The sequence below is a fragment of the Bifidobacterium eulemuris genome, from assembly GCF_014898155.1.
Taxonomy (GTDB): domain Bacteria; phylum Actinomycetota; class Actinomycetes; order Actinomycetales; family Bifidobacteriaceae; genus Bifidobacterium; species Bifidobacterium eulemuris.
Map to the genome: position 1 here is coordinate 1,632,205 of NZ_CP062938.1, position 21,062 is coordinate 1,653,266.

22 protein-coding genes are annotated in these 21,062 nt (G+C 62.5%); 20 read left to right on the forward strand and 2 right to left on the reverse strand.

Annotation, left to right across the window (positions count from 1 at the left end; all coding sequences use genetic code 11):
• Positions 1 to 615: 615 nt before the first annotated feature.
• Together BE0216_RS07090 and BE0216_RS07095 are read left to right on the forward strand one after the other, a co-directional pair.
• Positions 616 to 1,722: an ROK family protein gene (locus tag BE0216_RS07090; protein ID WP_094635796.1), complete on the forward strand. Its 1,107-nt coding sequence runs from the start codon at positions 616 to 618 to the stop codon at positions 1,720 to 1,722.
• A 77-nt stretch (positions 1,723 to 1,799) separates the two neighbouring features.
• The gene (locus BE0216_RS07095) at positions 1,800 to 2,780 is read left to right on the forward strand and encodes an ROK family protein (RefSeq protein ID WP_158217160.1); all 981 of its coding nucleotides are present in this window, start codon (positions 1,800 to 1,802) and stop codon (positions 2,778 to 2,780) included.
• A gap of 913 nt (positions 2,781 to 3,693) precedes the next feature.
• Here the strand turns inward: BE0216_RS07095 and BE0216_RS07100 are convergent.
• Positions 3,694 to 4,440, reverse strand: coding sequence for a rhomboid family intramembrane serine protease (locus BE0216_RS07100; protein ID WP_094635794.1), 747 nt, complete (start codon positions 4,438 to 4,440; stop codon positions 3,694 to 3,696).
• A 279-nt stretch (positions 4,441 to 4,719) separates the two neighbouring features.
• Here BE0216_RS07100 and BE0216_RS07105 point away from each other — a divergent pair, with 279 nt between their 5' ends.
• Entirely contained in the window at positions 4,720 to 4,938 is a 219-nt protein-coding gene (locus BE0216_RS07105) for a hypothetical protein (protein ID WP_094635793.1), read from the forward strand.
• A 165-nt stretch (positions 4,939 to 5,103) separates the two neighbouring features.
• Here BE0216_RS07105 and BE0216_RS07110 read toward each other — a convergent pair whose 3' ends face one another.
• Positions 5,104 to 5,553 carry a hypothetical protein gene (locus BE0216_RS07110; RefSeq protein WP_143249251.1) on the reverse strand — a complete coding sequence of 150 codons (450 nt, stop codon included), beginning with the start codon at positions 5,551 to 5,553 and terminating at the stop codon, positions 5,104 to 5,106.
• Positions 5,554 to 5,673: 120 nt separating this feature from the next.
• Here BE0216_RS07110 and BE0216_RS07115 point away from each other — a divergent pair, with 120 nt between their 5' ends.
• The 17 genes from BE0216_RS07115 to BE0216_RS07190 all read left to right on the forward strand — a co-directional run bounded on the left by BE0216_RS07115 (position 5,674) and on the right by BE0216_RS07190 (position 21,062).
• The gene (locus BE0216_RS07115) at positions 5,674 to 5,883 is read left to right on the forward strand and encodes a hypothetical protein (RefSeq protein WP_083570382.1); all 210 of its coding nucleotides are present in this window, start codon (positions 5,674 to 5,676) and stop codon (positions 5,881 to 5,883) included.
• Positions 5,884 to 6,013: 130 nt separating this feature from the next.
• Positions 6,014 to 6,361 (forward strand): hypothetical protein, encoded by a 348-nt coding sequence (locus BE0216_RS07120; protein WP_143148025.1) that lies wholly within the window; start codon positions 6,014 to 6,016, stop codon positions 6,359 to 6,361.
• A complete protein-coding gene (locus BE0216_RS07125) occupies positions 6,358 to 6,657 on the forward strand; it encodes a hypothetical protein (RefSeq protein WP_143148024.1) in 300 nt (99 codons plus the stop codon). Before BE0216_RS07120 ends, BE0216_RS07125 begins: the two co-directional genes overlap by 4 nt.
• The gene (locus BE0216_RS12090) at positions 6,654 to 6,788 is read left to right on the forward strand and encodes a hypothetical protein (protein ID WP_264298334.1); all 135 of its coding nucleotides are present in this window, start codon (positions 6,654 to 6,656) and stop codon (positions 6,786 to 6,788) included. Before BE0216_RS07125 ends, BE0216_RS12090 begins: the two co-directional genes overlap by 4 nt.
• Positions 6,778 to 7,101, forward strand: coding sequence for a hypothetical protein (locus BE0216_RS07130; RefSeq protein WP_072727109.1), 324 nt, complete (start codon positions 6,778 to 6,780; stop codon positions 7,099 to 7,101). Before BE0216_RS12090 ends, BE0216_RS07130 begins: the two co-directional genes overlap by 11 nt.
• Positions 7,098 to 8,444 carry a helix-turn-helix domain-containing protein gene (locus tag BE0216_RS07135; RefSeq protein WP_072727108.1) on the forward strand — a complete coding sequence of 449 codons (1,347 nt, stop codon included), beginning with the start codon at positions 7,098 to 7,100 and terminating at the stop codon, positions 8,442 to 8,444. Before BE0216_RS07130 ends, BE0216_RS07135 begins: the two co-directional genes overlap by 4 nt.
• Entirely contained in the window at positions 8,441 to 8,872 is a 432-nt protein-coding gene (locus BE0216_RS07140; RefSeq protein ID WP_072727107.1) for a WhiB family transcriptional regulator, read from the forward strand. The genes BE0216_RS07135 and BE0216_RS07140 overlap by 4 nt, the downstream gene beginning before the upstream one ends.
• A gap of 9 nt (positions 8,873 to 8,881) precedes the next feature.
• Positions 8,882 to 9,220 carry a hypothetical protein gene (locus BE0216_RS07145; protein WP_072727106.1) on the forward strand — a complete coding sequence of 113 codons (339 nt, stop codon included), beginning with the start codon at positions 8,882 to 8,884 and terminating at the stop codon, positions 9,218 to 9,220.
• 55 nt (positions 9,221 to 9,275) lie between these two features.
• Complete coding sequence (locus tag BE0216_RS07150) at positions 9,276 to 9,890, forward strand: ParA family protein (protein WP_072727105.1); 615 nt, start codon at positions 9,276 to 9,278, stop codon at positions 9,888 to 9,890.
• Positions 9,887 to 10,099, forward strand: coding sequence for a hypothetical protein (locus BE0216_RS07155; protein WP_072727104.1), 213 nt, complete (start codon positions 9,887 to 9,889; stop codon positions 10,097 to 10,099). Before BE0216_RS07150 ends, BE0216_RS07155 begins: the two co-directional genes overlap by 4 nt.
• 55 nt (positions 10,100 to 10,154) lie before the next feature.
• Entirely contained in the window at positions 10,155 to 10,424 is a 270-nt protein-coding gene (locus BE0216_RS07160; RefSeq protein ID WP_072727103.1) for a hypothetical protein, read from the forward strand.
• A gap of 107 nt (positions 10,425 to 10,531) precedes the next feature.
• A complete protein-coding gene (locus BE0216_RS07165; protein ID WP_094635791.1) occupies positions 10,532 to 11,509 on the forward strand; it encodes a hypothetical protein in 978 nt (325 codons plus the stop codon).
• A 189-nt stretch (positions 11,510 to 11,698) separates the two neighbouring features.
• The gene (locus tag BE0216_RS07170) at positions 11,699 to 17,050 is read left to right on the forward strand and encodes an LPXTG cell wall anchor domain-containing protein (protein WP_094635790.1); all 5,352 of its coding nucleotides are present in this window, start codon (positions 11,699 to 11,701) and stop codon (positions 17,048 to 17,050) included.
• Between the two features lie 231 nt (positions 17,051 to 17,281).
• Complete coding sequence (locus tag BE0216_RS07175) at positions 17,282 to 17,491, forward strand: hypothetical protein (protein WP_072727102.1); 210 nt, start codon at positions 17,282 to 17,284, stop codon at positions 17,489 to 17,491.
• 12 nt (positions 17,492 to 17,503) lie between these two features.
• Positions 17,504 to 18,349, forward strand: coding sequence for a type IV secretion system protein (locus tag BE0216_RS07180; RefSeq protein ID WP_072727101.1), 846 nt, complete (start codon positions 17,504 to 17,506; stop codon positions 18,347 to 18,349).
• Positions 18,350 to 18,363: 14 nt separating this feature from the next.
• Complete coding sequence (locus tag BE0216_RS07185; RefSeq protein WP_072727100.1) at positions 18,364 to 18,720, forward strand: PrgI family protein; 357 nt, start codon at positions 18,364 to 18,366, stop codon at positions 18,718 to 18,720.
• On the forward strand, positions 18,717 to 21,062 hold the full coding sequence (locus tag BE0216_RS07190; protein ID WP_072727099.1) for a VirB4-like conjugal transfer ATPase, CD1110 family: 2,346 nt from the start codon (positions 18,717 to 18,719) through the stop codon (positions 21,060 to 21,062). Before BE0216_RS07185 ends, BE0216_RS07190 begins: the two co-directional genes overlap by 4 nt.

A 21,062-nucleotide genomic window follows, 5' to 3' on the forward strand; every position in this document is an offset into this window, starting at 1 on the left:
ATTCCCGCGCGCGACGTTCCAAAGACTGTTCACGGCGAAGGGGCCGACTCCGTATAGGGTCGGCCCCTTCGTCGTTTCGCGGGACGTACCCGTGGCCACGTTCCGCAAGGTAGTCTTGCGGCCGCGCCCGCCGCCATATCCCATGGCCGCGTCCCATGGCCGCGTCCCATGGCCGCGTCCCATGGCCGCGTCCCATGGCCGCGTCCCATAGTCACGCCCGCCGTCCGCCGCCCGCCGCATCTCCCGATCGCTGCGGCCGCATCCCCCGATCGCTTGCGGGCACGTCCCGCCGCGACCCGCGATTCCAGCCGCCACCGGCGCGAGATCGCCGCGCGTTTGCGACGGGCCGACACGCCGCGACTCGCTCCCTTCAGTTAAGAAAATTTACAAATAGCACGAAATCATCAAGGGCTCTTTTCTGAACATTTAAGGTCCAAGTGGCCGAAACCTCAGCGTTTATTCAGAAAGACAGCGCATTGGCATCACGGCCCCACTTATCGAATCGTTCGTATTTCAACAGACCGTATTTGTTAAGTTCCTTACTTTTGTGATACACTGTAACGGCCATTCGCAAAGATGCCATGCCCCCGCACGCCCACCATCAAGGAGGTTCCCATGAACGCACCCCGCGCTGCCTCCAAGGCCGACCCCTCTGATATCCGCGTCATCAACCGTCTGCTCATGTTCGACCTGCTGTTCCCGCAGAACCGCATGTCCCGAGCCGAGCTCGGCCGCCAAACGGGACTTTCCCGCGTGGCCGCCTCCGAAGCCGCGTCAGACATGCTCGACAAGGCCATTCTGCGCGAAAGCGGCACCGACGAGCGCGAAGGCCGCGGCAAACGCGGTCGCCTACTCACCATCGACCCCGACGTCTGGCGCATCGTCTCCATCGACCTTTCGCAGCCGTACGTCATGCGCGGCGCGCTGGTCAACCTGCAGGGCCGCATCGTGCACCGCATGGAGATTCCGCTGGAAGCCGCCAACACCGTCAGCCTTGACGACGTCATCGACACCATCCGCGAACTCATCGACCGCGCCGACGACCACGTGCTCGGCATCGGCATCTCCATCCCCGGCGTCGTGACCACCGAAGGCCGCGTCCTGCTGTCCGCCAACCTCGGTTGGGCGAACCTCGAACTGCGCGACCTCGTCGAAGGCGAGTTCGGCGTGCACACGCGCGTATGCAACGACGCCAACACCGCGCTGCTCGCCGAGCGCTTCCTCGGCGACGGCGGCCCCGACACCCTGTTCATCCAGATCACCAGCGGCATCGGCGCCGCCGTGCTGGTCGACGACAAACTGGTGTACGGCATCGGCCACGCGGCCGGCGAAATCGGCCACGTCGTCGTCGACCCGGACGGTCCCGAATGCCCCTGCGGCAAGCGCGGCTGCCTGGAAACGCTGATCTCGGCACCCGTGCTCCATGCACAGCTGATCAACAACCCCGACCAGCGCCAGGAAATCCTCACCCTCGCGGGCGAGCGGCTCGGCACCGCGCTGTCCGTGCCGGCGAGCCTGCTCGACCTGTCGGACGTGGCCATCTACGGCCCCGCGGACATCGTCGGCGAGACTTTCCTCAGCGCGGCCGAACAAACCGTCAACCGTCTCACCTCATCCCAATTCCACACCCCCACACGCGTCCGCCGATGCGAGCAGGGCGACGATATCGTGCTGTTGGGGCAGGCGGTCGCAGTGATGCAAGCGCGCGTGGGGCGACTATGAGACCCGCCGTGCGACCACCGAAACATACGTGCCACGATCTGCGCCGACGCGGTGACACGGCTCATCAGAAAGGACCAATGATGACATCATCTCTGCTGCTCGGCATCGATATAGGAGGCACCAAAATCATGGTGTGCCTGTATGACGCCGACCTGGCGCTGCTCGCCTCCACCTGCGCGCCGACCCCCGCCAGCGAAGGCGGTGACGCGATGATCGCTTCGGCGTGCGCGATGGCCGACACTCTGCTCGCCGACTTGGGCGCGGGGCAGGCCGACACCCTCACCGAAGCGGGGCGCGCGTGGGCCACGGCCAACGCCGGAGAGCCGGCCACCATCGCCGCGATCGGCGTGGGCGCCGCAGGGCTGATCGATTCGGAGCATGGCGTTGTGACCGCGGCCTCTGACTCCTTCCACGGGTGGGCGGGCTATAACGCCCGCACCGCGCTGCAGCGCTGGTGCGACGTGCCGGTGGCGATGGAGAACGATGTGAACGCCTTCCTGATCGCGCAGATGGCCAACCGCCCGCAGGATGAGCAGCGGCGCAGCGTGCTGGGGCTGATGCTCGGCACCGGCGTCGGCGGCGCGATGTGGCTCAACGGCGGCATCTTCCGCGGCACAGGGTATTCCGCCGGAGAGATCGGCCATATTCCCGGATTCGACGACGTACCCTGCACCTGTGGGGCGCGCGGACATTTGGAGGCGCTGGCCGGCGGACGCGGCATCGCCCGCCTGTGGCATGAGGCCACCGGAGGCGACGAGGACACCCGCGCCATCGGCGACTTGGCCCGTTCCGGCGACGAGCGCGCGCAGGCATTGTGGAGCCAGGCCGGCGACAGCGTGGCCAAGGCCGTGGCCATCTGCCAGTCGCTGCTTGATATCGACGAGGTGGTGATCGGCGGCAGCGTGGCCAAATCGTGGGATCTGTTGGAGCCCGCGATCCGCCGCGGCATCGCCGCCTACCCCGTGCCCATCGCGCGTGAGGTGGCGATCACCCACGCCGATGACGGCGACGACACCGTGGCCCGAGGCGCCGCCGCCTCCGCGCGACTGCTGCTGTAGCACCGTGATGCTGTGGCATCGTAGCACCGTAAACACTGTATGGCATAGCGCTGCGATGGCCACATACGGCACGAATACGACACATCCCTCATACGCATTGCAAACAGTCAGAAGATCCCGTGAAACACGATGATTACCCATGTTTCACGGGATCTTCTGTTATCCCCGTCGGATTGTGCCGTAAAACATGATGGTCGATTGCGGGCAAGGTTGGTTATCCACCAGGGGGCAAGGCAGTTATCCACCGTGCGCGGAGTTGAGTTATCCACTTACGCACATGATGTGGAAAGCGTTATCCACAGTTATGCACTGTTGAAAAAGTTATCCACATTAAGTTATCCACAGTCTAATTTCAGCGGAATTTCAACGATTTATTATCCACATTGGCTCGGTGGATAACTTGTGCACAACTCACCTGTGGGGATAACTGTGGATAACTTACGTGGTTTATCCACATTGTTTTCCACATGATGTGGAAAACTACACGCGTGTAATTCACCGGCGGAAGTGAAGACTGCGTTGCACTTGGGATGATGCATCAGAGGCACCGCTCCGGTCCGGATGCGAGGCTCAAACGACCCGCGTCGATTATCCGGTTCGGACTATCTGCGTTAGCGGTAGTGGAAACAAGAGAGCGCAAAGGTCGATCTGCGTTAGCGGTAGTGCCCTTTTGGCGTTATCGCGAGTACAACCGTTGAAATGGCGGAGCGGATACTTCATGTATCGCCCAAAGCACACTACCGCTAACGCAGATCGACCTCTGCAAGCCTGAAAATCCACTACCGCTAACGCAGATGCACCGCTCCGGACATCGACACGACACCGCCCCGCATGCGTGCTTCACCAGACTTCGCGCCTCGAATGACTCTTGCGGGCTGCAGCCGGGCGGGGGGGCAGCGTCACATCCGCGGACTCACATCCACAGATACGGCGTGCAGACCACGACCACGATCAGCAACAGCACCACCATGGCCGTACCGTAGATCCACATGCGCTGGGTGAACGAACGCCGGCGCAGCGCGGGCACGCCGGACACCAGCAGCCAGGTGAGCGCGCCGCCCACCACGAATCCGCCCACATGCGCCTGCCACGCGATATTGCCGACCACCAACGGCATCAGAAAGTTGATGCCCATCCAGATCAGCATCGACCGAATATCCACACCGATGCGGCGATACACCACCAGCAGCGCGGCGAACAGGCCGAACAGCGCGCCGGACGCGCCATAGGCCGCGGTGAACCAGTCGCCGGTCAGCCGCGCCCATACGAGCAGCCCCACGCTGCCGCCGAATCCGGAGATCAGGTAGAGCGCGAGATAACGCCAGTGGCCCATCATGCGCTCCAGAATCGGCCCTACGGAATATAGGGCCAGCATATTGAACAGAATATGCAGCATGCTGGGCGCGTGCAGGAACATCGAGGTAAGCCACGTCCACGGGCGGAGCACCATCGTGGCGGGCATCACCATGCCGGCGGAGACCAATGCGGAGAAGACTTGCGGCATGAGCAGCCGCGTCAGCACCTCCACCAGCCACACCGCCACGCAGATGGCGATAATCGCCCATGTGATCACGGGCCCGCCGTTCTTCCATTCGTAGGCGATGGCTTTCTTGTTCAGACTGGGCACGGGGGACTGGGGGAACATGCTGAATCGTGTCATGAGCTCCATGGTATCGGCTGGCCCGCGCTTTCGCCTCAGGCGTTCCGTCGGGGGCTTCGAGGCGGCCGGAGACGCGGGGCGGCGCAAGCCCATCGATAGGGATATCAGGTGGATGGGCGGCATATGGGGGCGCTCGAATTCGACCCGCCGCCGCCCGACACAACAAGCGCTATTCCTTGCGGCAATCTCACCCAATCGTCACAACAGCGGGATTAAGATGGAGAGCAGGGTCGGCCTGAATGGGCAGACTGGCCAACATCCTCAGGGAAAGGAGCCGTCATGGAGAATAAGTCTTCTAACGGTTGGAAGTTCTTCGCGCTGCTGTTCGGCGCGCTGCTCGCCGCTGCCGTGGGTCTGTATATCTACAAGCAGCAGAATCCGGATTACGATCCGTGGGAGGAGCCGTGGGAGAACAGCTCCTCGCCGGTGGATCTGGGTCTGGATAAGGCCGAGGACGAGGCGGAGGCCGATGAGGTCGCCGCTCCGGAAGCCGCCTGATACTTCACAATTCCGTTAGGACGGGGGTCTCTGCGCGCAGTTCGTTCATTCTCTGCGCGCAGAGGCCCCCGTTTGTTTGTCACAATGGCGCCCAATGCGCGCCTGAACCATCCGTTTGATCTGTCAATGACGGGTTCTGACATCCGATTGGCGAGATAGGCCAATTCACACGCCAAACTCGTGGGTTGTGGGTTCGAATCCCACGGGGGGTACCATCGCCTCCGGAGCTTCGGTTCCGGAGGCTTTTTGTTTCTCGCCTTTCCATTCGGCGATTTTTGAGCTGGTCATTCTTTGGATGTCGTCGGACAATCCTTCGATTTGTGCGTACATCGCTTGCGTTTGGCGATACAGGGTGTCATCTGAAAGCGCGGCAACGGTGGTATGTAGCTCGTGCGCAATGATTAATACTTCTTGATAGGTCAGGCGGCCGGGCTTGCTGAGTTTCTGGCTCATGCCGGCAGTTGTGATGCCGAACAGTTTCGCAAAGTAGGACTGATTCTTTCCTTCGCCTGATGCTCCCATGAGTATGCGTAGATTGAAGCGCAGGATTTTGTCGGCATAATCAGCGTCGAAAGCATCATCGCGGATGATTTGTGCGGCATCTGTTGCTGTCATCTTAACCTCTTGTTGCACTATTAAGCGTGAATTACTTACGATTCTAGTCCTTCGATTTGCGGTTAGTCAAACTATCCGCTATAGTGCTAACTGACAGTTAATATTAACAAAGGAGTGGTGATGAATCCGCTGAAGCAATGGGCGAAAGATCATGGCTGGTCCTATCAGGCAATCGCTAATGAGACTAGGCAGTCCAAAGCTTCCGTAACGCAGAAGATGAACGGGAAAGTGTGGTGGCAGGAGCCGGATTTGGCATGGTTTCGCGCGCACGGCTTGACGTCTGATTTCGTCATCGAGTCCACTCGCAAGGAATCGGAGGTGTTGTCTTAATCGTCTAAGTAAATGCCGGTTTCTGATGTTGGCGCACCAGAAACCGGCGGTGTAATCATCATCCGAGTTTCAAGGTCCGTTTCTTGCAGGATTCGACCTTGTTGCTCATGCATTGATTGGAGTGATCACAATGCACGACTTTACCAAGTCTTTTTGTAAGCCTAATGCCGCTGCTGAAAATCGAGGCGGGGAAAACAATGTTTTTCAAGTGGGAAATTCCGAGGAATCTCATTATTGGCTATCGCAGGTGGGCCATTACAGCGCGCGCGGTCGCAGGCTGGAGCGTCTTGCCGCCATCGCGGCATCCGGCTCAATAGCGGCGGGTTTCCTTGGCCTCGTAGTCGTAGCCGGATTGCTACTTGCTGCAGCGGTCGGTTGTGCTTTGTCCGCGTTACACGCCGCCAATGAGGTTGATGCGGCCATGACGCTGCTGGAATGGACGCTTGCCGCGCCGACTCGATCGGAGGTGCGCGCATGAGCGACGCGATGACGATGTACGCGGGATCGATCGACGTGCTGGCGGCGCGTGTGACCGGTGATATGACGGTCCGCGAGATTGTGGCGCTGGCGTACCTGGCCGGCCGTCGTGATCTCGCGTCGGAGGTGCGCGATGTGTCGGAGGGCCTGTCCTCGGCGGTCTGCGACTCGATGGAGCCGAACGAATTCTCACTTGGCGTGAAGATCGGTGCCGGGATCGTCGGAGCCGTCACGGATTGCGAACGCGCCAACGTGTCGATGTGTCTGCATCCCGCCGGATCGGAGGTGGCGCGATGATGGTCGTCGCGATTCTGCTCGGCGTGCTCTTGTGGGCCGGTCTGATGCTGTGGGTGCTGGCCATGTGCCGCGCCGCCCACGCAGCCGATGCCGCCGACCATGAGTCGGGAGGCGGATGGCATGAGGGCTAAGTTCACCCGCGCGCAGATTCGCTATCTCAATGCTTTGCCGGCCGTCGGTCGTGTGACCGAGGACCGCATCACCTACACCGAGGACTTCAAAATCCAGGTCCTTCTGCTCGATGCCATGGGCGAGGGGCCGGTGTCCATCTTCCGTCACGCGGGCCTGCCTCCCGAGCTGATCGGCTATAAGCGCATCGACCACTGCATGGCTCGCTGGCGTCGCAGTCCCGAGCTCGCGGACACTGCGCGGTCGATCCTCGCCAGCATCGGTCTCGACTCGCTCGCGGCCGATGTCGAACATATGGAGGTGAGATCGTCATGAGCTGGCAGTGCACGAGCTGGGCCCTGCGTGAGGCCCCGTGTCCGACCGCGACCTCGCGTCTGGTGCTGATCGCCCTGGCCGACCGTTGCCAGCCCGACGGGCGCAGCGCGTGGCCCTCGATCAAGACCCTGATGCTGGAGGCTCACACCTCCGAGGCATCCGTGCGCCGCGCGTTGAGGGACCTTGAAAAGGCGGGCGTGATCCGCCGGGGTAACCAGGAGTTGTCGCGATGGGACGAGCGTGGCAATCCGGTCCAGGCGCAGTACCGTCCCATCGTGTGGGAGTGCTGCATGGGCGTCGCCCTGGAGCAGGTGTCCGAGAAGCCCGGACGCCAGGCCCGCGAGGAGCGTGCGCGCCGCCGCGCCGAAGCCGGGAAAACCCCATCGCAGGAGCCCACATCAGTATCCGAAAAATCCAGCCCTATCAAAATGATAGAGCTGGAAAACGGTGGAAACAAGCCAAAACCCAGCCCGATCAAAATGACTGGGCCGGAAAACGATCCCCAACCGGTCGACACCCCCAGCTCTGTCACCAGTGACAGCGCCAGACTAGTCACCAGTGACAGGGCTGACCTATATATAACAAATCCAACAACAAATACCCCCTCTGTCCCTTCGGGACATCTCCCCGGCGGGGAGGCCTCCGAGGACGAAGGGGCGGACGGCGAGTGGGTGGAATACCTCGCCGAGGTCGAGGCCGCGCCGGACCCGACCGACGGTCTCTCCGAATCCGATGCTGTCGCCGACGAGCTGCTGCGCCGACTGCACGACATCCGCTCCGGCGCTGGACTGACCACGCCCGAGCCGACCGGCCGCGACCGCAAGGCCATCCGCGCCCTGCATCGCCGCTTGCAGGCCCTGCACGCCCCATTGAGCGCCTTCGACCTGATCGTCGTGACGCTGCGATGGGCCATCAACCGCGACTGGTGGGCCAAACGAATCCGCACCGGCCGCCAGCTCGCCCGCCTGTGGGACGAGATCGAGGACGACCGGGCCATCGAGCAGCGCGCCGTCGCACGCCACACATCGGTCAGACCTGTCGAGCATCCGGACGCACGGCACGTCCACACGGCCGGCTGCACGCATGTGCGCCGTCTGCTCGACTGCGGTCGCGCCGTCGACGCCAACCCCGACCCGACCCGCCGCCGCGCCCACGCCGACCAGGTCCTCGCATGGCTGGAAGCAGGCGACGACAACGCGTCGATCGCGGCCCGTCTCGCCGACCTGCTGCGCGAAGAGCGCGGACGGCGTGAGCGGGACATGGCCGAGCTCGCCCGCCAACGCGCGGCGAACGGCGGACGCATGTTCGCCGGCGCACGAGAATCCTTGGAGGTGGCGTCATGAGCGGCATCGGAGTGTGCGCTCAGATCGCGGCCAAGGATCCCGAACGCGCCGACCGTATGTGGGGCATGGTCTTAGGTGAGGATGGCGAATACTCGCTCGACCGTCCCGCGAGAGCCATGGGGCGGCAATTGTGCGATCAGTGTCCCCTCCGTGTTGATTGCCTGTCGCGCGCCTTGGTCTCACCGGTCCGTGACAACACGATCATCGGTGGTCTCAGCTATGAGGAGCGCACAATCCTCGCGCGACGTGTAGCTAAAGCGTTTGATACTGCGTCGCGACGGATCCACAAACTCTCGCAGCCCGCTGTGCGTGATTGGCTCGCCGGTCATCCAGAAATCATTATCTGTGCCAAAGATGCGCGCCATCAGATGTGGCGTCAGAAAAAGCAGCGGAGAGAGCCGGTCTCTGCGCAAGGCACCCTCTTCTAAGGACGGGCAATGAGGACCATCAATAAACACGCCGCCTCCGCCATCGAATCGGAGGCCAGACGGCTGGACCCGGCCGCGAGGTTCGGTCGTGTCCGCCGGTCCGTGCGCACGCGGCAGGGATGGGCCAAGGCCCTGACCGAGATCAGCGTCCACCTCACCACCGGCGAGATCACCGTCACCCCGGTCACGGTCGAGATCACCGGTGACACGGACCATCGCAGCGAACCGGGGTTGGAGGTCCGCGCCCAGGGCGCGGCCGGCGAGCTGCGGGTCGTCGCGTCCCCGGACACCATCGGCCAGGCGGTCGCCCTCGCCGCACGGCACCTCGCCGCGACGGCACGTCGGTAAACACCGAACCACCGAAATACCGAAGTCGGTAAAACCATCGTAAGGAGCAACCATCATGAGGATCATCACCATAGCCAACGCCAAGGGAGGCGTCGCCAAGACCACGTCCGCCCTGTATCTCGCCCACGCCCACGCATTGCGCCGTCCCGACATGCCTGTCGTGGTCCTGGACGCCGATCCCCAGTCGTCGGCGAGCGAATGGGCACTGATGGCGTCGGAGGCTGGCGAAATCTGGGAGGCGGTGACAGTCGAGCCGGCCAACCTCTCGACGCTGCGCAGGCTGCGCGACCGCCTCTCCGACCGGCCGGGTCTGGCCATCGTGGATGCCCCGCCCCAAGGCAAGCTGCTGGAGGAAGCGCTGCGCGTGGCAGACTTTGTCATCGTACCGACATCTGACTCTCCGCTCGATTTGCAGCAGGCATGGGCGACCATGGCCTCCATTCCCGCTTCGATCCCGGCTGCCGTGCTGGTCGTCAGGGCCGAGGCCAGCACCACGGCCTGCGCGGACACCCTCGCCGCGTTAGACGCAGCCGGCACTCCCCGCTTCGACACCATCGTGCGCAAACGCCAGGAGATCAAAAAGAGCATGGGACACCGCCCCACCAGACTCCACGAATACACGGACGTGCTCGCCGAGCTCCTGGACGCCATGGAAGGAGACGAACGATGAAAAACCTGACGCCGCACGCCTACCAGCCGCGTGCTCAGCGCAAGATCACCGCGGATGTGATGCGCGCCGACGCGGGCGACGACGAATGGGTCAAGACCTCGGTCAGCATGCGGCGCGGCATGAAGCGCCGGCTCAAGGTCTGGGCCGCCGACCGCAACGAACGACTCCAGGACGTGATCGATGCCGCCCTCGAAGCCTACTTGCAATGAAACCGAAATACCGAATCGCCGAAATACCGAAATCGGTAAAAGAAAGGAATGCCGGATGTCGTTCAATGTGATGTTTTCCCTTTTCGTCGTCGCGGCGGCGTGCTTCATCGAAGCGGTATTCAGCAAACTGGTGAACGAGTTCGGACGGCGTCGGATTGGACGCCACGGTTATCCCCGTCTGCGCGTCAGGGGCGAGTTCGAGGACGACGGCCTGAAGGACGACCTAGACGATCTCATGTTTGTCCTGGGCTGTGTGAACCTACTGGCGGGCTTGGCGATCGGCTTGGTCTCGGGCGATCTGTGGATCCTCGCGGGAGCGCTATGACGTTTGTCCGGAGGGAGTTTCTGATGGCTGTTCATGTGCCGGATATCGTGCAGCTCGCGTGGAGTGAAGGGCTGGAATAAAATCAACACAATAAGAAAGGAAGAACAATGACCAACGAGAAGAACATGGAGCCCGAGGAGACTCCGAGCGTGGTCGAGGATGTGGCCGCCGGTTTCGTGGCCCATGGCCTAGCCGACGGCGCGAAAGCCGGAACGGCGGAGACGGGAAGCGCGCCCGATCCCAAGCGTCCGAAGTGGCTGATTCTCGCGATCGCCGCCGCTTGCGTCGTCGTCGTTGCGGCGGCGGGAATCGGTGGATGGGCCGCGTGGCATCACGCCCAGCTCTCCGAGGCGAAAAGCGTCTGCGCCGAAGCGTCCGACACCGTGCGAGTCGCGATGAACAAGTACAACGCCCTGCTCAATGGTGACGCGGCGGATGCCGTCGAGACATCCGAGGATGCCGTGGCGGATGCGGCGGTGTTGTCGGACCTGGCCGACGCGATCGACGCCGAGGCCCCCGAGTACGCGGGCTGCACCGCCACGGACAAGATCGGATTGGACGAGGCCACGGCGAGCCTGGCCGACGCGTCCGGATGGTACGAGTCGCACACGAAGAGCCTCCAGACGGCGGTGGACGCGGTCAATGCGAGCGTGTTGGACAAGACCGTCTCCGACGCCCGGACGCTGTTGGACTCCACGGACGGCAAAGTGACGGACAACGCCACCCGCGAGGCCTTGAAGACCGCTATCGGGGAGCGGGACGCGGACGCGATCGCCAAGGCCGTGAAAGGCGTGAACGACTCCATCAAGGCGAAGGAGGAGGCCGACCGCAAGGCCCAGGAGGAGGCCGAGGCGGCAGCCGCCCAGGCACAGGCCGAGGCCGAGGCCGCCGCGCAGGCCCAGCAGCAGGCGCAGCAGTACTACCAGCAGTCCTACACGCCCTCCTACAGCTACACGCCCACCTACTCGGGTGGTGGATCGTCCGGTTCCAGCTCAGGAGGGTCGAGCGGCGGTCCGGTCAGCGGCGGACACGGATGCACCACCGACTGCGGCACTCTTCCTGATTACGGCGTGATTATTCACTAAGCAGCTGCGCTCATAGCCCCGCCTTGTGCGGGGCTTTTTCTATGCGCGTTTCGGTATTTCGGTATTCCGGTAAATACCGATTTAGGAAAATGTGTTTTTCCCCGCTTGGGTTTTGCGAAATGGGGTGATAGTGGGGTGGCATCCAGAGGAATGGATGTCGACCTAGGTAATTAGAGGAAGGAAAATCGAATGAGTTTCGATCTTTTCGATCGTCGTTCGGGGGGTCATGGCCTCGACGGCGGATGTGTGAGGAAGGGCGGGCGTAAGGCGCTGGCGGTGCTGGCCGCGTTGGCGACGCTCGCTGCGGGAGGCCTGACCGCCCAGACCGCGTTGGCAGATGGCGGTGGCGGCAACCGTCCGGGCACTGGAGGTGGCGGAGGCGCTGCCGCGCAGTTCTGGCAGTACAAGGACGACGAGACCGGATCATGGGGTCCGGCGACGGACGTGCAGTCGGTCGCGAAGGCCATGGCCGCCGCGGGCGTGAGCATCATCGATAGCGACGGACAGTACAACGGCTGGGAGAAGGCGCAGGGCGCGTTGGACGACGCGCGCGCCGAATGCGAGGCGAACTTCGCGAAGAACCATCCGGGCGAGGCCGACGCCCAGTGCCGCGTCGTGGCCGTGGGTGCCGTGGCTGGCGCTGGTGGCACTGCGACGGATGTGTGGAATGGCTCCGGCATCTACGACGTGCAGACCTGGCGTGACAATTGGAACAAGTACGTCGCGCCGAACACATATCACTACGCTGGAACTTTCGAATATAAGACTTCCTACCCGTTCGAGGAGGATGCGAGCAAATCGGTGGATTCGATCATGGAGGACAACATCTCCTCCACGGCCTCCATCGTGGTGATCGTCTTGGATAAGTACCAGCCGGCCCAGCCGAACTATGACCTGAGCATTTCGACCCAGGCGTCTGGCACGACGACGAAGGCCGGTGACACCGGCGAAGTGTCGGACACAATCACCTTGTCGAATAACGGTAGCTCGATTGTGGAGAACGTGAGCGGCACGAGCACGCTGCATTGGCGTGGTGTGGACGGTACGACCAAGAGCGTGACGAAGACCTGGACCTCGGCGAACAACTCGAGCACGCAGACGAAGTTCTCGTATCGCGATCTTGATGCGTCGTGGACGTCGTGGCCGTCGGGCGATTATTATTTTGACACTCACGCGGACAAGCAGGGCAAGATGGCCGCCGCCGTGGATCATTGGGGTCAGAACGATCCGGCCGAGAAGTGGAACGCTCCGACGATTCCCACGCCGGTGAAGACCCTGACGAACGCGGCCGGCGACCAGGTGACGGACGCGAACAACCAGATCGCCTCCGGAAGCCTGTACACCGCTCATATCAAGGCGCACTCCAGCGGCTCCCAGCATTTCTGGCTCTATGACATCATCGACGTGTCCAGCCAGCAGGTCGTGATCGGCGGCACGGACGCGGACGATGTGTCGCAGGTGAGCGTGACCGACGAGACCGGCGCGACCGTCGCCGCCGACATCAGCGTCGACGACTCCCAGTCGGGCAAGCGCATCGTCAAGGCCTATGTGAAGAACGCGGCGAGCCGCTGGTACACGCTGAACGTGCCTCAGAGTGCGAAGCCCACCGGTTCGGACTATACGATTCCGGATGATTCCAAGGCGTGCTATACGGGCGACGACCAGACCTGCCAGACCGGTGACAGCCGCGAGGTCGGCAAGGTCACGCCCAGCCCGGACAAGGTCTGGGTCCTGGACGCGGACGGCGCGCTGCATGCGGAGGATCCGAACCACACCAACGATCAGGGTTCTGATAACCGCACGTTCGTGACGGGCGACGCGATCGGCTCGGTGGTCAACGGCGAGATCCCCGCCCACCTCCTCAACCCGCTGACGTCCTACAGCATCACGGATGATTGGAGCGCCAGCGCCGATTGGATCGACTGGGACCATCAGGACCAGGTGCGCGTCTACGTCGACGGCAAGGATCGCACCGACCAGTTCGACATCACGGTGGATACCAAGGCCCACACCACGACTGCCAAGGCCAAGGCCACGTTCCTGCTGGGCACGGCGTTGAAGACCTCGGCCAGCAAGGTCAAGCTCTACCTCGGCGGCTACGTCAAGTCCGCGCCGAACGCGGACTATGCGGCCGACGAGAAGCAGCTGACCAACGCGGGCTCCGAGACGTGGAACAACGAGACCACGCCGACGAACGAGCCGCCGGTGTTCGTGCGCAACCCCAAGCCCGACAAGGCGTGGTCCGTGGACCAAGGCGTCGCCGGCCAGGTGTCCGACCCCGACTGGAGCAACAGCGTGAGCGCGGACGGCAAGACGTTCGTCCAGCAGGACACCTTCGCGGTCACGGTCAACGGCACTCTGCCGAAGAACCTCGCGAAGAACATGTCCTCCTACGAGCTGGGCGACGACTTCTCGAGCTCTGTGAAGTACATCGACTTGGACCAGGCGAGCGTGAAGGTCACGATCGACGGCCAGGACTCCACCAGCCTGTTCGACGTGCATCGCGACAACAGCCGCGTGTGGGTCACCGCCAAGGCCGACCTGCTGGCCGACACCTATAACAAGGCCGCCGACCGCGAGGTTCGTCTGACCATCTCGGGCGCGTTCCGCGCCGACGTGGTCGAGCCGGGCCAGACCGTCACCGTGCCCAACTCTGGTTGGGAGAAGTGGAACGACCAGACCGTGCCCTCGAACACACCCGAGGTCAAGGAATGGAGCCCGAACCCGGACAAGTCGTGGATCCGCTACAGCGGCGGCCAGTGGCACGCCGTGATCGACCCGGACGAGACCAACAAGACCGGCGCGGACACCCTCAAATTCCTTGATGGTGACCAGGTCGGGTCCGTGGTCAACGGCGTCCTGGCGGCGAACCTCGCCAAGGTCGAGAAGATCGAGCTGGCCGACGACTACGCGGACGCCGACTACATCTTCGACGCCACGGGCGACGTCTCCCGGATCCGCGTCTACGAGGCCACGGCCTCCACCGACACGGGGTCCAGCGTGGCCGACATCATCAACACCGGCACCGACGTGACCGATAGGTTCACGATCCGTGTGGACGGCACCAGGATCACCGCCACCGCGAACGCGGACTACATGGCCGAACAGGTCGAACTCGCCCAGCCGAAGCAGATCACCCTCTTCGTACCCGGCGTGGTCAACTTCGCGGACGGCGCTGGCGCGAGCCAGGTCCTCGAGGACCACGGCAAGCAGGCCGGCGACGAGCTGACCTTCTGCGACGACGCCGACGGCGTCAAGCTGACGAACTCCGGCTCCCAGACCGTGAACAACGAGACCGTCGGGACGAACGAGCCGCACATTTGCGGTTACATCCCGCCGGTGAAGAAGAAGGTCGTCGCGGAGAAGAGCCAGGGCGGCAAGCAGGAGGACATCGACGGCAAGGTCGTCTATCCGGGCGAACGCGTGGAGTACCAGCTCGACTTGCAGCCCAAGCTGCCGTCCGATCTGAGCACCGAGGTCGAAAGCGTGAGCTTCCATGACCAGATGAGCGAATACGGCACCCCGAGCAAGCAGACCCTGGAGATGTGGGACCTGAACACGGGCGACGTGATCGACGCCGACCGCTACCAGATCGAATGGGACGACGAGGCTCACAGCTTCACGCTCACGGTCACGGACCAGGAGCTGATCGGACAATGGCGCAAGGCCGGCAACCCGCGTCTTCGCCTCAAGTTCGAGTTCGTCGTCTCCGAGGACGCCCCTGCCGACAAGACCATCGACAACCGGTGGGAGCTGACGGTCAACAACAGCGTCACCCCGTCCAACAAGGTCACCAACCTGCCCCCGGACTTCGATCCCAGCAAGGACGACACCCAGTCCGACGAGCAGGGCGACCCGAGCGTGTCGATCGACGGCAAGACCATGCTGCTGACCAACGCGGGCAACTACGTCGTCACCCTGGATCTCACCCAAAAGGACACCGCCTACAAGGTGTGGAAGGCCGGCATCGTCGACGACTACGACCAAGAGTACGTCACTGTCAACGAGCAGGACATCGAGGTGCTCTCCGCTTCGGGCGAGGACGTCACCGACAAGTTCAACGTCGCGATCATCGACGGCGTGGCCTACGTCTTCGCGCGCACGGTGGACACCCCGATTCCGGCCACGGGCGAGACCGTTCCGGGCGATCCCCAGCCGACCGATCTGAAGGCCTACGCCGAATCGGACTCCTACGACCCGCTTGCGGACCCGTCCATCGACCAGACGCTCTTGGGCCAGACCTACCAGGTCGTGCTGCCTTTCGTGGTCAGCAAGGTCGATGACGGCTACACCGTGGTCAACGAGGCCACCCAGGTCCTCAACGACCAGCGCAAGACCACCAACCAGGTGAGCAACCCCTTGAGGCCGATCAACCCGTCCAAGGACGTGGTCGTGTCGGTGGACGGCGACTCAGTTGATGGACACTCGATCTGGCTCGACCGCCTCTTCCTCTACCGTCTCGATTCGAGCGTCCTGCCCGTGGACCGCGCCTATCCCGAGGTCACGGACTGGAGCATCACCGATCCGTTCGACGTCGAGCATGACGAGTACCAGGGCGCATGGGCGGCCTATCTCGCCCGTGACCTGTACAAGGACGGCGAGGTGATCGCCAAGGCGGGCGAGAAGGTTGCCGGCACCGGCTTCGACTCCACGAAGTTCGGCGGCGACCTGTTCGAGGCCGTCTGGGACGAGGAGACCGGCACGTTCACCGTCAGCGCGACCGACCTCTACAAGTCGCTCGTGAGCGCCGACACCGAGCACGAGGCCGCATGGTACGCCTTCCCGCTCATGCGCCGTATCGCGCTCGGCACCGACATCGAGAACGATTTCGTCGAGACAATCAACGGGGTCGAGCGTCCGTCGAACGTCGTGCGCACCAACACGCCCGACACCGCGCCGAGCATCCACATCGAGAAGTTCGACGAGGAATCCGGCTGGCCCGACGGCGACCGCGACGACACCAAGGACGCACTCGAACTCGGATCGAAGGACGAGGAGAAGACGATCGTGTTCCGCATCACGAACACGTCGGCCGTCGATCCGGACACGGGCGACGGAGCATGGTACCTCGCCAAGGACCTCGACCTGACCGACGAGACCGTCGCGGGCGACGGCGAGGTCGTCGACCTCGAATACCCCGACGACTGGTCCACCCGTGTGCTCAAGCCGGGCGACTCGGTCGACGTCAAGGGCACCCTCAAGGGCGTGACCGACAAGCACACCGACCGCGCCCAAGTCACCGGCGTCCCGCTGTTCGAGTGCCCCGCCACCACCGACCCGCTCGACCCCGACTCGGACGACGCCACGTCCGACGCCGACGCCGCTGAGACAGTCGAGATCGAGGGCCGGCTCATGTGCGCCGACACGAGCGTGACCAGCAACACGGACGATTGGAGCGCCAAGGTCAAGCCGCCTCTGGCGGACACCGGCCTCGCGATTGGCGGCGTGGTCGTCGCCGCGATCCTGATCGCCGGCGCAGGCCTCGGCCTGCTGGCCGTCCGCCGCAGGGACACCGGCAGCCAGGCGCGCCATTCGGCCTGACGACACCACGACCGGCCACGGGATGATTCCCGTCCGTGGCCGGCCATGACCAATGAATGCGCGGATATGCCATGCATATCCGCGCATTCGCATATTCGGCCTGCCGCTCAGCGGTCTTTCGGTATTTACCGAAATCGGTAAAGCGGTGGAGCTACAGTTTGCGCTTTTTCCCCGCCTCGATTTTGCAAAACGGGGCGATAGTGGTGGTGGTAAAAATCAGAAAGGATTGTCATGAACGAGAATATCGTCACATCCGCGTTGGATCTCTTTGCCCAGTTTGCGATTATCGGCGGCGCTCTTTGGGCGGTGTGGGGCGTAATCAGTCTCGCCGGTGGTCTCAAGGACCAGAACGGTCCGCAGATCCAGTCGGGTGTCTGGCAGGTCGTCGGTGGAGGCCTTATTATTGCTGCCGCCGCGTTGTTCCAAACCATCGCACTGTAGCATGGGGTTGGCATGGTCGATTTTTTGGTGGGTTTGCTGAACTCGATCGGCAGTGGTGTATCTCAGTCGGTCGTTGACCAGCTTTTGCAGACGCCGGCCGAGTACAGCATTGAGATGTACAGGCTGAGCCTGTCCATCGCGTCCACCGCCGTCAAACCGATCGCGTCGATCGTCCTAGCGATTGTGTTCACGTTGGAGCTTGCGCGGGTGTCCACGAAAGTGGATGGTGACCGCGAGCTCGGCGTGAAGATGATTGCGGCCGCGATGTTGAAGATCGCGTTGGTGTTCACCGCCGCGCAGCACAGCGATTTGCTGCTTGCCGCGATCGATCAGATCGGGCAGAGCATCATGGACGGGTTCACCGCGGCCGCTCCGACCGGCGGGGATGAATCTTCGCTTGGACTGGGCGACCAGATGCGCGACGCCATCGACGCGGCGGGCACCATCGGCCAGATAGCATGCCTGGTGTTGTTGATCATTCCCTATCTTGCGTCGAAGGCGGCGGTGATCGTGTTCACGGTCGTAGTCCTGCTGCGTTTCGTGCAGATTTACATGCTCACTGCGTTCAACCCGCTGCCACTTGCGTTCGTGGCATGCGATGAGACCCGACAGTGGGGTGTCAACTATTTCAAGCAGTACGCGTCGTTGGTGTTCCAATGTGCGACCTTGTATCTCGCGGTGATCCTGTATCGGGCGTTCGTGGGCAAGGTGATGTCGGTCGAATCATTCCAGGATGGCGACAGTCTGGCCGGTTGGATTATGGATAACTTCGTCAATCTATTGCTGTCGTCGGTGCTTTTGATCGGCATAGTGATGGTCAGCAATGGCGTTGCCAAGAAGCTGTTCGGCGGCGAATAGAAAGAGGTGTTGATATGGCTTTGCAGATGCCTGTCTACCGTGAGATCAGCGCGATTGAATCGAAAGTGTTCATGGGTCATAGCTGGCGGCAATTGTGCGCCATCGTCCTGCTGACGGTGGTGTGTGGTGGCCTGTATTTCATGCTGTGGGTGGTCGTCGGTCTGCCGGACAACCTGTGCATGTACATCGTGTTCGTGCCGGGGGTTCCGATAGCGGCGTGGGGTTGGTGGCGTCCCAAGGGATTGCTGCCGGAAAAGTATCTGGGGTATGTCGTCAGGCATTACCTGGGAAACAACCTGTATCTGTTGGGCGGCCGGGCCCAGGACTATCGCACATCAGCCCGTCCCTCGATTAAGGAGCGCACACGATGATCAATCATGGAGGCAAGGGCCGCGCCAAAACGTCCGCGCGCGTGCCGAATAGCGTCAAGGAGCTGATCGGATTCGACTCGATGCTACGCAACGGCATCGCCTATCTTGGCAATGACCGGTGGAGCGTATCGATCGTGTTCGCAGACATCAACTACCAGCTCAGCCCCGAAGCGCATCAGATGGAGATCATCGACCGGTGGGCGAAACTCCTGAACATGTTCGACGCCGGACAATGCGTGCAGATCAGCGCGATCACGCGCACGCGCGGCATCGACGCGATCCTGCGCGACATCCGCATGGATGCCCACGGCGACGGACTGGACCAATACCGCGACGACTACAATCGCATCGTCACGCGCCGCTTGGAGATGGCCAGCCGCGACACGGACACGGTCAAACTGCTCACCCTCACGATCGAGGAGCACGACAGAGAGACCGCCGTCGGCACGCTCAACGCGTTATGCAACAGTGTGATCGCGCAGATGCGCGGCATCGACGAATGCCGCGCCACACGGCTCGACCGTGAGCAGCGGCTGCGCCTCATGGCGGAGATCCTTCGGCCGGGCGACCATTTCAGGTTTAGTGAATCCCGGCATGACGCCAAAAAACATGAGGACATAAAGGACGTGGTCTGCCCTTGGGCGATCGATGCCAGGCGTTCCGCTGATCTTGAGATCTCGTATTCGGACACCGGCTATTTCCATCGCACATTGTGGATCTCGGACTATCCGCCGGAGCTCTCCGACCAGCTCGTCAACGAGCTGGCATCCATCCGCGCCCGCATCAATGTGGCTATCCACTTGCGCCCCTATGACCGTGGCGAGAGCCTGACCCAGGTGCGCCGCAAAAACGCCGAGATCAAAATGCAGATCATCGAGCAGCGGCGCAAGAACCGCAAGCAAGGGCTCGACCCCGACGATCTGCCCGATGACTTGGCCGACCAGCGCGACCAGATAGCGGAGATGCGCGAGGAGCTGTCGAAAACCAACCAGCGTTTGGTCAACGCGCTCATCGTGATCGGTGTGAGCGCCGACAGCCTCGAAGCGCTCGACCTGGCCTGCAAGAGCGTCAAGGCGAGGGTCAACAGCCAGTCGTGCAAGGCTGAATCGCTGCGATACATGCAGATGGAGGGCTTGGTGGCGGAGTTGCCGTTAGGCAATAATCCACTGCCTATGCGCCGCACGCTGACCACCAATTCGGCCGCGATCTTGATCCCCTTCACCACACAGGAAGTCTATGAGGCGGGAGGTGTGTTCTACGGGTCCAATGCCAGAAGTGGTAATCCGATCGTCGCGGACCGGCGCGCCCATCTGAACTCCAACGGCTTCATCCTGGGCACATCGGGCGGCGGAAAAAGCTTCACCGTCAAGCAGGAGATTGGCTCGATCTATCTCAACCGTGATGATGAGGTCATTATCATCGACCCCGAAAAGGAGTATGTGCCTCTGGCCGACGCGTTCGGTGGTGAGGTCATCCCCATCAGCGCCGGCGCGGACCGGTGCATCAATCCGCTGGACATCGTGCTGGACGACGCCGGTGACGTCGATCCGGTCAAGGACAAGACCAATTCGGTCGTCGCTCTGATCGGCAGCCTCATCGGTGGACAGTCCGGCCTGTCGGCGGTGGAGAAGAGCCTGGTGGACCGCTGCGTGATGGGATTGTACGTCGCCTACCGCGAGCGTGGCGGCGGCGACCAGCCCACATTGTCCGACCTGCGTGACGCGCTGGAAGCCACGGGTGAGGAGGCGGGACATCTGCTGGCCTTGGCGCTTGACGCGTACACCAGCGGCTCCCTGTCCGGCTTCAATGGCCAGACCGATATCGACCTGCGTTCCAGGTTCACGGTGTTCGACGTGTCCGGTCTATCGGGGGAGCTGCGCACCTTCGGTATGATGACGGTCATCGACCAGACCTGGAACCGCGTCGTCCGCAACCGTGCCCAGGGACGGCGCACCTGGTTGTTTGTTGACGAATTCCACCGCTTCTTCGGCAACGACTACTCGGCCGGCCGATTCAAGGACCTCTATAAAAGAGCGCGCAAGTATGGGCTCGGCATCACCGGCATTACCCAGAACATCGAGGAGCTGCTGATCGATGACGGGGCCAGACTCATGCTGTCCAACTCCGACTTCCTTATGCTGCTGAGTCAGAACGACACCGACGCGGACGCCCTGTGCGACTTGCTGAAGCTGTCGGATGAGCAGCGTCAGTATTTCACGACGGTGCTGCCGGGGCAGGGGCTGATGAAGATCGGCAACGCGTACGTGCCGTTCGACGGGCGCATCAACGAGGACAGCTTGCTCTACGCGCTCTACGACACCAAGTTTGAAGACGGGGAGTGA